Origin of the sequence: Prevotella sp. oral taxon 306 str. F0472 (assembly GCF_000257925.1) — a bacterium.
Classification (GTDB): Bacteria; Bacteroidota; Bacteroidia; order Bacteroidales; family Bacteroidaceae; genus Prevotella; species Prevotella vespertina.
The window spans coordinates 80997-94798 of sequence record NZ_AJIN01000011.1 but is presented as its reverse complement, the minus strand read 5'-3'; the positions used below and the strand labels follow the sequence as shown (position 1 = coordinate 94798).

Below are 13802 nucleotides of genomic sequence, written 5' to 3'. Positions count from 1 at the left end.
ATATATTGCTAATTGCAACGCTGTATTTGCGTTTTTACTCAATCAACCTTTATTCTCGCCCAAATATACGATTTTTGAGAGGATTTCATTAGTCCTTTATAACAATCTGATATACAATATCTTACAAAAATCATACTTGCTTCTGAATAAAACGTACTATCGTTTTGGGCAAAAAGTAGTATCGTTTTAGGTAAAAAGTACTATCGTTTTATTAAAAACGGAGGTATGTTTTATTAAAAATGGAGGTACATTTCACTAAAAACGGAGGTACGTTTTACTAAAAATGGAGGTACGTTTCACTAAAAACGGAGGTACGTTTTACAAAAAGCCAATATATACGCCAGAAAAAACCTATAATTGCGTTACAAAAATGCTAGAATGGAAAAACTGAATGTAAAAGATATTTCAATCATATCCTGGATGAATTAAGGGCAGACGAAGTTGTCTGCCCTTGATTTTAATCGTTACTAATCGCTGTTTGGGAATGATGAAATTCTATTCATCTATCACGAATTACACCTTTTATATATTGGCGATACTCATAATGTTCGCAAAAACACCTGCAGCCGTCACTGAGGCTCCTGCACCATATCCCTGGATTTGCATGGGATACTCCTTATAACGTTCCGTCGTCAATAGGACGATATTATTTGAACCTTCTAGATTATAGAACGGATGATTAGCAGCTACCTCCTTTAACGCTACACTCGTCCGACCATTATCCATAGTCGCTACGAAACGCCATCGCTTACCTTCTTCGGAAAGTCTTTGTCGGCGTTGCTCAAAATCAGTATCAAGATTGGGCAAATTCTTCCAGAAATCCTCCAAAGAGCCCTTGAAAAACTCGTCAGGCACAAAGAGATTTTTCTCAACATCCTCTTGATTTACCTTGTAACCAGCCTCACGCGTAAGGATAACCAGCTTGCGAATGACGTCCTTTCCACTCAAATCTATGCGAGGATCAGGCTCACTATAGCCTTGTTCCTTTGCTCGTTTCACGGTTTCGGAGAAAGGAATATCCGCATTAATCTCATTAAAAATAAAATTAAGTGTGCCCGATAGGACTGCTTCGATCTTTAAAATCTTATCCCCCGAATTACGTAAATCGTTGATTGTACCAATGATTGGCAAACCAGCTCCAACGTTTGTCTCAAAACGGAATTTCACACCACGTTGTAAGGCGGTACGTTTCAGTAATTCATACTCCTCAAATGGTCCCGAAGCAGCTATCTTGTTAGCTGCAACGACGGATATATTATTCTCTAACAAAGATTGATACAAGTCGGCAACATCCTTTGAGGCAGTGCAATCCACGAATACAGAATTAAAAATATTCATCTGTAAAATCGAATCACGCAGCTTCTCTGGGTTCGAAGGTTCGCTCGCTTTTAGCTCTTCCGAATAATGATCAAGGTCTAAACCTTCACGATTAAAGATAGCATTACGGGACGAAGCAATGCCAACGACATTCAGTTTCAGATTAGAATGTAGTTTTAATTCTTCGTATTGTTTCTTTATTTGTTCGATAAGCTTACCACCAACAGTTCCAACACCACATATAAAAAGGTTGAGAACCTTGTATTCGGATAGGAAAAACGAATCATGTAATACGTTCAAAGATTTCCTCAAATCGGAGCCTTTCACTACAAAAGAGATGTTCATCTCTGATGCGCCTTGGGCAATGGCAATAATGCTTATACCCGAACGTCCTAGCGTTCCAAACAATTTCCCAGTTATGCCCGGCGAGTGCTTCATATTCTCTCCAACGATAGCAACCGTCGCTAAGCCGCTTTCGGCATACATCGGGAACATACGCCCATCCTCAATTTCGAGTTTAAATTCCTCATTTAAGACGTTAACGGCATTGACAGCATCCTCATCCTTCACACCAATTGACGTGTTATTCTCTGAGGCTGCTTGAGAAACTAAGAATACGCTGATTCCATTTGCAGCCAGCGAACTAAAGATACGACGGTTCACACCGACAACTCCCACCATTGAAAGTCCGGTGACCGTAATGACGGTTGTGGCTTTAATAGAGGAGATTCCTTTGATAGGCTTCTGATTATTCTCTATCTTCGATTTGATAATCGTTCCTTTTCCCGTAGGGTTGAAAGTGTTTTTCACCCTGATGGGGATGTTTTTTACGCATACGGGATAGATGGTTGGCGGGTAGATTACCTTTGCACCGAAGTTGCTTAACTCCATCGCCTCCGCATAAGAAAGTTCGTTGATGGTATAGGCTTCCTTGATAACACGTGGGTCGGCGGTCATAAAGCCATCCACATCTGTCCAAATCTCTAAGACTTCTGCATCGAGCGCAGCAGCAAGAATGGAAGCCGTATAGTCACTTCCGCCCCTTCCTAAGTTCGTTATATCTCCCGTATCACGATCTTCTGCAATAAATCCAGGGACAATCGAGATACGTGGTAGGCTTTTGAAAGTATCTTTTACTAATTGATTGGTGAGTTCTGTATCAATCCTTTGCCTTCCATGTTCCTTCTCAGTCTTAATAAACTTACGTGCATCCATCCATTTAGAACCACGGATAAGTGATGCCACAATATTAGAACTCAATCGTTCGCCATAACTTTCTATCGTATCTTGCGTTTTATGACTGAGATCATGTATGAGGAATACACCATAATATATAGACTGAAGTTGCTCAAAGAGGGTATCAACCTTATTGAATAACAGCTCTCGCTCGCTAGTATCAGTAATGATTGTGTCTATCATCTTATGATGACGATCGACCATCGCATCAAATTCTTTGCGCCAACTTTCGTCTCCTTCACGAGCTAGCAACGAGGTTTTAATCAACTGATCAGTTATTCCACCCAAAGCACTTACTACAACAATAATTGATTGGTGCTTTGCTTCTTTCTCAACTATCTGCTTTAAACTAAGAATACTTGATACGGAACCTACGGATGTTCCACCAAACTTTAATACTTTCATTACTGATTTATGTGTTGGTTATTATTTGGTATCCGCCTTACAATGGAGGAAATACAAAACTTATGGGCAAAAATAATAAGAAATATTGCAATAGCCAACGATTTTCTCGATATATTTACCTAATTTTGCGCTAAAAAGAAAGCAATATGACAGAGGAATTCCAGATACGAGTCTTACCACAAGTTGCATACAATGAGGCTAATTTAAAGGCATATCTTGCTCAAGAAAAAGGGTTTGATCCAGAAACTATTTATCGAGTAAGGGTTCTAAAGCGGTCGATTGATGCACGACATCGTGATATTTATGTGAATCTGAAGGTGCGTGTCTATGTAAATGAGTTCCCACAGGATGATGCTTACGTGAAGACTGAATATCAGGATGTCAGCAATAAACCCTCTGTTATAGTCGTTGGTGAGGGACCTGGTGGCTTGTTCGCATCTTTAAAACTCATCGAACTAGGTTTGCGCCCTGTGGTTTTGGAGCGAGGAAAGAATGTGCGCGATCGTAAGTTGGATATGGCTTTAATTACCAAAACGCAGGAAGTAGACCCCGAATCGAATTATTGCTTTGGTGAAGGCGGTGCAGGCGCATATTCTGATGGCAAATTATATACACGTAGCAAGAAACGCGGTCCCGTTGATAAAATTCTAAATGTATTTTGCCAACATGGAGCGTCTACCTCTATTCTTGCTGATGCTCATCCACATATTGGTACAGATAAGCTCCCACGTGTGATTGAGAATATGCGTAATACGATTCTCGATTGTGGTGGTGAGGTGCATTTCCAAACCAAAATGACATCTTTGATACTAGATGGCAACAAGGTTGTAGGTGTGAAGGCTATTGACAATCGCAATGCGATTAGCGTTACACGAGAGTTTTTTGGTCCTGTTATCCTAGCCACTGGACACTCCGCACGTGATGTTTATCGTTATCTTGCCGACGCTAATATCGAAATGGAGGCAAAAGGTATTGCTGTTGGCGTTCGTCTTGAACATCCTTCACATCTGATTGACCAAATTCAATACCATAATAAGAATGGTAAAGGTAAATATCTCCCTACAGCCGAATATTCTTTCGTCACACAAGCACAAGGGCGCGGGGTTTATTCTTTCTGTATGTGTCCCGGTGGCTTCGTCATTCCTTCGGCAACAGGTCCTGAACAAATAGTAACAAATGGTATGAGTCCTGCCAATCGTGGTACGCAATGGTCTAATTCTGGTATGGTTGTACAACTTAATCCAGAGGATGTTGAAGGCGACGACTTACTTAGAATCATGCATTATCAAGAGAAATTGGAACATGACACATGGTTACAAGGTAACCGCAAGCAGACTGCTCCAGCACAACGTATGGCTGATTTTGTGAATAACCGCCTATCTTATGATCTGCCTAAAGCAAGTTATGCGCCAGGTCTCATCTCTAGTCCACTCCACTTCTGGATGCCGTCATTCATTACCAAACGTCTTCAAGAGGCTTTTAAAACTTTCGGAAAGCAAGCACATGGCTTCTTAACAAATGAAGCGGTTATGATTGCGTCCGAGACACGAACAAGTTCGCCCGTCCGTATCCTACGTAATCATGAGAATCTCATGCACATTCGATTAGAAGGACTCTTCCCTTGTGCCGAGGGAGCGGGATATGCAGGTGGAATCGTAAGTGCAGGCATTGATGGTGAACGCTGTGCAGAAATGGCATCCGCCTATCTCGAACAAATATAGAGATACATTGCAGTCTAATAAAAAAGAAAAAGTGTCTAAAACAAATGTTTTAGACACTTTTTTCAATAGGTGATTCCGTTGGGGTTCGAACCCAAGACCCACAGCTTAGAAGGCTGTTGCTCTAATCCAACTGAGCTACGGAACCATCATTATGGGTGCAAAGGTACTGATTTAATTCCGTACAGCCAAATTATCAAATATATTTATTGATATTTCTTCAAGAAAGAGTCTGCCTGCGAATTACCTAATTCTTTTGCTTTCTGTATATTCTTGAGTCCCTCTTCTTTCTGCTTATTCTCACATTGGGCTATACCAAGAATCAAATAAGCATCAGCTTGTGAAGGGTCGAGTTGGATAGCTTGTTGAGCTGCACTGATAGCTGCATCCATTTTATTAAGTCGTAACAACAGACTACCAGCCTCAGTAGGATACAATGCTTCTTTGGGATCTAGGCGAGAGGCTATAAGAATATCTTGTAAGGCTTGCTGCCATAAACGCCCCTTTATCTCACATTGTTCACGCATATAATAGAAATCGGCTGATAGGCGTCCTTGATTGAAGTATTCATAAGTGTAATAATCTTGCATTGCTTTACGATACTCTCCCATTTTTTCAAGTTGCTGACCACGCATATAGAAATAAGGTGCAGAAGTTGCAACATAAGGAGTATCGCAAAGTTCTATACTCTTATTGAGCAAATCAAGGAGTTCTTTATCAGAGGCACCAAGATGTTGACGGCTCTGTGCCATTTCAAGATAGAGTTCTGGATTATTAAAATCAGTCTTCGTCAGTGCGTCAAACTCATTATAGGCATTTGCATAATCACCTTTTGCGAAAATAATTTGTGCTTGCAGATGACGATAAGCATTAAGAGGTTTGATAGCATAAGCCTTTTTAACCTGATCTAAAGCCTTATCAAGCGTCCAATCAACTCCCTTCATCTTGTCTTTATTTGCTGGATTTACAGCATTATAATAGATTGCTCTGGCATAATTATAATAAGCCTCATCCTTCATATTTGCTTTCGCAATAGCCATTTGTAGCACTTTATCAGCCTCTATGAAATTTGATTTCCCTATCAATACATTAGCTTGTGAATTGTAGCCATCAGCAACCTGTGGGAATTTAGAAATGAAATCATTGATAGTTTCCTCATGAATATTTGCCGACTTCTCTGAAGATAACATCAACGCAACAAGAGCATCCTCTAATTTACTTGGTAAACCGATTCGAAGATTACACTGATTCATTGTGGCATTATTTTGAGATAGTCCCGTCAATGTGAAGTCCTTTGCATAGTTGACATCCACTGCACTCTTATTTGAGCCAGAAGCATTGAAGAGTCCAATGACCTGCCCTTTTGTATTTACAACAGGGGCACCATTCAACTTATCCGTTGCAGAAGATGAAAGGATTGTATAATTATACTTATCTATGAACTTCTCAACACTTAACACGTTAGCCTTTTCTGGAGTTCCACTCTTTGTCATTGGCACTATCCAAGTGTCTTCACCAGTAGAAACAGTATTGGTAAGAGTAGCAGCGTTCGTCTTTCCACTAACGCAGAACTTCACAATATCATAGATTTCATTGGCACCAAGTAAACAAACAACATCATGTTTCTGTCCTTTGGCATCAATGATTACAGCTTTATCAGCACCTATAAAAGGTTTCCAAGGACTCACTGCAACACCATCAGCACTAATACAAACACCATTTGAGGTAGTCAAGATACTACCATCGGCTTTGAAGGTTGTTAATGTAAAAGCGGCATCAGCCACTTTCTTCACAGCTGAAGATTGTGCCACGACATTGAGAGAAACTCCCAACAGTAAGATAAGAGACAGTATGAAACTTCCCGTTCTCATGTTCATTCTTTCTTTCATTGCGTATGTTTAATTAAGGACTATATTTAGTTCTGATTAAGATTTAATAATTCACGAGCATTCTGAAGAGCAGCATCAGAGATATCTGCACCCGAAAGCATTTGTGCTATCTCACTGACACGTTCCTCTTGATTTAATTCTCGCATGTGACTGCGCGTTCCTTCTGCCGTCTCTTCCTTCTCAACCTTATAATGTGAGCTACCTAATGCAGCAATCTGTGGTAAATGAGTAATCGAAATAACCTGACGATTATTATTACCCATCTCTTGCATGATAAGTGCCATCTTCTGAGCAATCTTACCACTCACACCTGTATCAATTTCATCAAAGATAATCGTTGGGAGTTTTACAGTTCCACTAATCATTGCTTTCAAAGACAACATAACACGGGCTATCTCACCACCAGAGGCAACTTGTGCAACAGGTTCCATAGCTGTACTTGTGTTGGCAGAGAATAGGAATTGCACTTTATCTGCACCATCCAGCGACAAAGGTTTTGAGGTTATATCGACTTTGAAACGGACATTTGGAATACCAAGAGGTATCAATCGTTGACTCATTTCTTTCTCTACTACCTTACCAGCTTTAAGGCGTAATGCTGTTAACTTAGCAGCTTTCTCCGTACATAGCTTGAGTTCTTCATCTACTTTCTTTGTCAAGGATTCAAGTTCTTCATCGCTATTATCAATACTCTGTAATTGCTCTGCAATGTTATCACGAATCTCTATCAACTCCTCTTCTGTGGAAACATGATATTTCTGCTCAAGTGTGTTTAACTGATCAAGCTGCTGGTTGATACTATCCAAACGGGAAGGATCAAATTCTATATTCTCTACCTCACTACCAACTTCACTTGCGATATCTTTTAACTCTATATGAACAGACGATAGACGTTGTACCACATCCTTTGCTTTTGGATAGACATTCTCTATATTACTAAGACTATCTAGACTTTCGCCTAACTTATAAATAATGCCATTATCGTCATCATTTAATAAGTGGTCGGCTTCATAATAAGCAGTCTTAATATCTTCCGAATGAGATAGAGTCTCACTCTCCTGTTCTAGTTCCTGCTGTCTTCCTTCTACAAGTCCAGCACTCTCTAGTTCATTAAACTGAAAGCGCATAAACTCTTCATTCTCCTGTGCTTTTGCAATCTGTTCTTTTAGGTCGGACAAACGCTGTAAGGACTCCTTGTAATGTTGATAAGAAGAATGATAAGCTGAGAGAGCTGTACTATCCTGTGCTATAATATCAACAACATTCAATTGGAAATCATCCTTTTGCAAAAGTAAGTTCTGGTGCTGAGAATGGATATCTATCAATTGCTCCCCTAGTATGCGCATCATTTGTAAAGAGACAGGAGTATCATTAATAAAAGCACGTGATTTGCCACTAGCAGTTAATTCGCGACGTATAATTGTATCTTCTGGTTCGAAATCAATATCATTGTCTTCAAAGAAAGATTCAAAACCATAATGAGATAAATCAAAATGCGCTTCTATTGTACATTTCTTCTCACCTTGTTTAATCTGTTTACTATCTACCCTATTGCCCAGCAATAAACCTATAGCACCAAGGATAATACTCTTTCCTGCTCCAGTCTCACCTGTTATAACAGAGAAACCAGAGTGAAAGGCTATATCTAACTGATCTATTAAAGTGAAGTTCTTTATATATAGATGTTTCAGCATATACTTGCTAGTTATATTTAATACTTTAGATAATTGTTAAGTTCAGATATTGAAAGAGATAAACTTATTGCTTTATTTTGTCCCACGTTATATTCTGACTGGCATTAATTCCGAAGAGAATATCATAAACTTGTTCTTTCTCTTTCTGTGTACCTTTACCTTTATATATATTAGCTAACTCGTCCTTCTTATAGTCTGTCCATATTTGAGGAAGAATACTTATAGGACGGTTCTCATGTGCTTTCTTCAAATCGTTCTCTAATGCAGTCGTAATATTCGTTCTGCCACGTTCAGCATTATTTGCCATTTCGTCTAATCCTGTCCTATAGTAATCATATTGTAGTTGACGAAAAGGCTTCATAGCCCCATCTAAATAATCATTGATGAAAGCAAACCGGTTACGAGAACTATCAAAGGCCTTCCAACCAGTAAAGCTCAGATTCTGTGCATTATTCGTTAAATTCATACAACGAAGTAATACATCTTCTCCGCCCATTGGTGAGAAAGAATCAAGATCTAATCCTATAATGAGATAAGCATAATAAGCAATTAAAGCTGTTAGTTGGTTATCTATATTTTCCTCATTAAAGTCTAGCTGTTCATATTGAGCAAAGGTAAAATTGAAATCACCATCTTGATTATTATAAAGTGTAGAAGTATAGGCGGAATTATAAACAGGACGATTGGCTTGTATCAATGCTGTACAAGTAAACATATTACTGCTTACATCATATTTGCTTATTGTAATATTGAAGTTACAAGCAATACGCTCATTCTTTTGAAACTGATAATGAGTCCATTGCCTCGTATTGATAAACTGTTCCAGTGTCTGTTGAAGATTCTCAAAGACAGACGCATCAGTACCCTCAATTTGATTATGATTGATGGTTACTTTCGCTTGTAGTTCCTGTGCAGTAATATCCTTGCTAAAGCAAACTAACAAGCTCGTCAATAATATCACGAGCCACTTCTGCCTTTGGTTTCTTGTCATAAACCTTCTTTCTATCTTTACTAATTATTGTGATTTGATTATCATCCGATTGAAATGTTGTACCAGGAATCCTTGTTGAGTTCAACACAATAAAATCAGCCTTCTTCCTCTCTAACTTCTTGCGTGCATTATGCTCTTCTTCATTTGTTTCTAAGGCAAATACCACAAGGCGCTGCTTCTCGTTTTTCATCTTACCAATAGTAGCAGCAATATCTTGTGTCGGTATCAATGTGAGCGTTAAATTATCCCCTTCCCGTTTAATCTTATGATTTGCTATTTGCTGTGGACGGAAATCGGCAACTGCAGCACACAAGATAGCTGCATCACACTTAGGATATTCCCTAACCGTAGCATCATACATTTCATTACAGCTTTCAACATCTATTCGCTCTATAGCAGCAGAACAAGTCAAACTTACAGGACCAGCTATAAGGATAACCTTTGCACCACGCTGAAGACAATCTTCAGCTAAAGCAAATCCCATCTTACCCGAAGAATAATTGCCAATGAAGCGAACTGGATCAAGTCTCTCATAAGTTGGACCAGCCGTAATAAGGATTGTCTTACCTTGTAAATCCTTCCTTACAGTATATTTATTCGTAGAAGTAAGACCTTCAGAGAAGTATAGTTCCAAAGACTTCACTATATTCTCTGGCTCCTCCATTCTCCCCTTCCCTTCTAATCCACTCGCAAGAAAGCCATTAGCAGGCTCAATAATATAATTACCATAGCCACGTAATGTCTCAAGATTCTTCTGCGTTGAAGGATGTTTATACATATCCAAATCCATTGCAGGGGCTATGAATACTGGTGCTTTCATTGAAAGATAGGTTGTTATAAGCATATTATCAGCAACACCATTTGCCATCTTGCCTAATGATGCAGCTGTACATGGAGCTATTACCATTGCATCAGCCCATAAGCCTAAATCCACATGAGAGTTCCAAGTACCATCCTTCTGAGAGAAAAACTCACTAATGACGGGTTTATGCGTAAGTGCGGAGAGGGTTATAGGCGTTATAAACTCCTTTCCAGCAGGAGTAATAACGACCTGTACTTCGGCTCCTTTCTTTATTAGCTCACGTATAAGCAGACAACTCTTATATGCGGCTATAGAACCTGTTATACCTAAAACTATTTTCTTTCCTTCTAACATTACATTATCTGTTATTGAATTCACGTAAACGAATACGTGTCAACACCTGCTTTGTATTATAAGTAAAATCACTTGCCAACATCCAACTATAATAACCAGGATCTTTGTGTAATACTTCTGCAACATCCCATCCCTTATACTTACCAAAGTTGAATACTTCATGCTTACGAGCTTTACCAGTGGCATCAAGAAGTGTCTTACCATCTTTATCCTTCATATCTTCCCATGCGATACGCCCAGCAAAATCAACAAAGTCATTCATACGCGAAAACTCTGCTAACTCGTCCATATCATTATTGAGGACACGCTCTTCCTCTTGATTGCCTGGGGCATACATGGCAACTTCACCTTGTAACACACGCCAAGTAGCTTCTGTATCTTGATCTGCACGATGTGCTACGAAGTCTTCTTCCATCTTCCTCCCACAATAGAACTTATATGCGGCGGCAAGATTACGGCGTTCCATCTTATGATAGATATTCTGTGCATCAATCAATCTACACTTAGAGAAGTCGAAATCAATCCCAGCTCGCAAGAACTCCTCTGCGAGCATTGGCACATCAAATCGATTAGAGTTAAATCCTGCAAAGTCGCAACCTGCGAACTTATCGGCTAACTCCCTTGCCTTCTGCTTGAATGTTGGTGCGTCTGCAACATCCTCATCGGAGATACCTGTCAATTCTGTTACAATTGAGGGAATAGGTTTACCTGGATTAATAAAGAAATTCTCTCTTTCCTCTTTCCCTTCAGCATATACTTTAATATATGAGATCTGAATTATACGATCAGCTACCAAATCAAGCCCCGTCGTTTCCAGATCAAATACTATTAAAGGTTTCGTCAAATTCAATTTCATACGCTTGCTTATAAGCCCTACTACAATTAGAAAGGAGATGGCTATCTATTAGAGATATAGCCATCCCCCAGTAAGATGTATATTATTAGAATATCCTATTATTCGTTTAACAGCATTGGCATAATCAGCATGAGTATGTCTTCGTTCTCTGGTTGTACGCATGGAACAATGACTCCTGCTCGTGAAGGATCAGCCAACTGAATAACTACATCATCACTCTCAATGTTATTTAATATCTCAAGCATACTTGAGCCTTTGAAGCCTATACTCATTGCATTACCATCGTATTCACAAGTAACACTCTCCTTTGCACTTGTGGAGAAGTCTATGTCTTCAGCATTCAACTCTAATAAGCCAGTAGAAACGTGGAAACGAATGAGCTGTGACGAATCACTTGCAAATGGTAACACACGACGCAGAGCTCCAATTAGTGATTTGCGATCAATCGTAATTCTATTAGGATTGTCTTGTGGTATTACGCTATTGTAATTAGGATACTTACCTTCTATCAACCGACAAGACAAATTACCATCAGCAAAAGATATATCTGCGAAGCGCTCGTCGAAACGAATCACTACATCCCCACCATCCTTAGCAAGGACAGTCTTCAACAATGTTGCAGGTTTCTTTGGCAGGATAAAAGCAGATGGAGTCTCGCTTTTAATAGAGAAGTTCTTATTTCTAACGAGCTTATGACCATCACTTGCTACAATAGCCAGGCTATCACTTGTTAAATCAAAATAAATACCATTCATCACAGGGCGAAGCTCGTCTTGTGCTGTTGCAAAGATAGAACGATTAATACTATCCGAAAGTTTCGCTGCATCAATGGTAATAGAAGAAGCATTATCAGATATAGGCTGTACTCTTGGATATTCATCAGCCCCAAGGATTGGGAAATTATAAGAGCCATTCTGATAAGTAATATAAATCTTCATCTCGTCGAAATTAACATCAAGAGCAAGTGGCTGCTCTGGAAGTTCTTTCACAGCATCAAGGATGGTCTGATTGTTAACTGCGAAGTCTCCTTCCCCTTCACAACTATCAAGAATCAAAGTTCCACACATCACATTCTCACTATCAGAAGATGTAATCGTTAATTGTCCGTTATGTACCTCGAAGAGGAAACAATCAAGAATCGGAAGTGAATTCTTGCTATTAATTACTCGTGAGAGTGTCAACAATCGGCTGCTCAAAGCAGTGCTTGAAAGGTTAAACCTCATTGGTATCTTATTTTAGTTAATATTTCAATCTTTAATATCACGAAGGTAGAACCATTAACAAGTAATATCATAGGCTCTTCGCTTCAACGCACAAAAATACAAAAAAGGATGTGAAAAACAAAATTTAAGTATGAAAGTTTCCGTTTTTAGAACTATTTTATTAATTTCGCAAGCACATTTAAACAAATAAGAAACATATAACAAAGTAGACTATGGAGTTACAAGGAAAAATTATTGCAGTTCTTCCTGCCCGTGAAGGCACATCTGCTCGTGGACCATGGAAGTCACAAGAATATGTCATAGAAACACATGACCAGTACCCAAAGAAGATGGTCTTCAACATCTTCGGAGCCGATAGAATTGAGCAATTCGCTATTAAGACTGGTGAGGAGGTTATCGTAAGTTTTGATATTGATGCCCACGAATATAACGGTCGTTGGTTTAATAACATCCGTGCTTGGAACATTCAGCGTGTAGATGCTGCTGCTGTTATGGCTGGTGCGCCAGCAACGGCTGCCCCTGTCACACCACAACCTGCACAACCTGCTGCACAACAAGCTCCATTCCCTCCAACACAGGAGAGTGCTGGAAGCCCAGAGGATGATCTTCCTTTCTAAGATTAGAAATTAATGCACTATAACGATAAGAGACAGAGCTCAAACATAGAACTCTGTCTCTTTTTTAATTAAACCACTATTGGTGTTCAATAAGTTATCCAGCCACCGGTCCACCCTCTTCTTTATTCTCCTTTTCTTTCGGAGAAGGGTCGGGGCTTTCCGGCTTCTTTCCTTTCTTTCGTGCAGGATTATCCACATCCACCTGCAACTCCTTTAATGCCTTGCGCACAGGACTTTTCCAGGTCAATGTTAGCCTCGGAGCTTTAAGGCTCTTGGCGCATACATCCTTTTCGTTTTCCTCCATCTTTGAGGGCACGTTCACACGCAAAGAGAAGATGTCACCGAGATCTAAGCCTGTTCCCATACGCGCACAGTCCGAGATAATATTACGAAGCGTAATAATCACGTTTCGTGCATCACCCTCTGTTAATGAGGTTTCGCGAACAATGCGTTCCAACACCATTTCGGGCGAGATCTTCTGTTGACCTTTCGGTACGGCGATATACACCGTCTTACCCTTCATTTTTCCCATGGTCGCCTTACGAGGCGCAACTTTGAATTCAATCATTTTGATTTGGTTTTTAATTAAACATTAGATTAATATATCAACATCTTTTTGATGCCTTTTTTATGTGTTTTTATACCCAGCGGTTGGGTAGCACAATACCCAACTGCTGGGTAGCATCGTACCCATTCGCTG

10 protein-coding genes and 1 tRNA gene are annotated in these 13802 nt (G+C 39.6%); 2 read left to right on the top strand and 9 right to left on the bottom strand.

Features of this window, described 5'->3' with window-relative positions; translation table 11 throughout:
• Positions 1-522: 522 nt before the first annotated feature.
• Positions 523-2958 carry a bifunctional aspartate kinase/homoserine dehydrogenase I gene (thrA, locus tag HMPREF9969_RS01460; RefSeq protein WP_009434168.1) on the bottom strand — a complete coding sequence of 812 codons (2436 nt, stop codon included), beginning with the start codon at positions 2956-2958 and terminating at the stop codon, positions 523-525.
• Positions 2959-3104: 146 nt separating this feature from the next.
• Between thrA and HMPREF9969_RS01455 the strand changes: the two genes are divergently transcribed.
• Positions 3105-4679, top strand: coding sequence for an NAD(P)/FAD-dependent oxidoreductase (locus tag HMPREF9969_RS01455; RefSeq protein WP_009434203.1), 1575 nt, complete (start codon positions 3105-3107; stop codon positions 4677-4679).
• Positions 4680-4749: 70 nt separating this feature from the next.
• Here the strand turns inward: HMPREF9969_RS01455 and HMPREF9969_RS01450 are convergent.
• The 7 genes from HMPREF9969_RS01450 to dnaN all read right to left on the bottom strand — a co-directional run bounded on the left by HMPREF9969_RS01450 (position 4750) and on the right by dnaN (position 12485).
• Positions 4750-4824: transfer RNA gene (locus HMPREF9969_RS01450), tRNA-Arg, on the bottom strand.
• A gap of 58 nt (positions 4825-4882) precedes the next feature.
• Positions 4883-6565, bottom strand: coding sequence for a tetratricopeptide repeat protein (locus tag HMPREF9969_RS01445; protein WP_009434058.1), 1683 nt, complete (start codon positions 6563-6565; stop codon positions 4883-4885).
• A 26-nt stretch (positions 6566-6591) separates the two neighbouring features.
• Complete coding sequence (gene recN, locus HMPREF9969_RS01440; RefSeq protein ID WP_009434076.1) at positions 6592-8259, bottom strand: DNA repair protein RecN; 1668 nt, start codon at positions 8257-8259, stop codon at positions 6592-6594.
• Between the two features lie 64 nt (positions 8260-8323).
• Positions 8324-9250 carry a DUF4835 family protein gene (locus HMPREF9969_RS01435; RefSeq protein WP_232212630.1) on the bottom strand — a complete coding sequence of 309 codons (927 nt, stop codon included), beginning with the start codon at positions 9248-9250 and terminating at the stop codon, positions 8324-8326.
• Positions 9186-10406, bottom strand: coding sequence for a bifunctional phosphopantothenoylcysteine decarboxylase/phosphopantothenate--cysteine ligase CoaBC (gene coaBC / locus HMPREF9969_RS01430; RefSeq protein ID WP_009434191.1), 1221 nt, complete (start codon positions 10404-10406; stop codon positions 9186-9188). Before coaBC ends, HMPREF9969_RS01435 begins: the two co-directional genes overlap by 65 nt.
• 4 nt (positions 10407-10410) lie before the next feature.
• The gene (locus tag HMPREF9969_RS01425; RefSeq protein WP_009434166.1) at positions 10411-11262 is read right to left on the bottom strand and encodes a 3'-5' exonuclease; all 852 of its coding nucleotides are present in this window, start codon (positions 11260-11262) and stop codon (positions 10411-10413) included.
• A gap of 98 nt (positions 11263-11360) precedes the next feature.
• Positions 11361-12485 carry a DNA polymerase III subunit beta gene (gene dnaN / locus HMPREF9969_RS01420; RefSeq protein ID WP_009434055.1) on the bottom strand — a complete coding sequence of 375 codons (1125 nt, stop codon included), beginning with the start codon at positions 12483-12485 and terminating at the stop codon, positions 11361-11363.
• Between the two features lie 212 nt (positions 12486-12697).
• Here dnaN and HMPREF9969_RS01415 point away from each other — a divergent pair, with 212 nt between their 5' ends.
• Positions 12698-13102, top strand: coding sequence for a DUF3127 domain-containing protein (locus HMPREF9969_RS01415; RefSeq protein WP_009434170.1), 405 nt, complete (start codon positions 12698-12700; stop codon positions 13100-13102).
• 94 nt (positions 13103-13196) lie between these two features.
• On the opposite strand, the gene HMPREF9969_RS01410 is transcribed toward HMPREF9969_RS01415, so the two are convergent.
• Complete coding sequence (locus tag HMPREF9969_RS01410) at positions 13197-13670, bottom strand: DNA-binding protein (protein ID WP_009434032.1); 474 nt, start codon at positions 13668-13670, stop codon at positions 13197-13199.
• Positions 13671-13802: the final 132 nt, after the last annotated feature.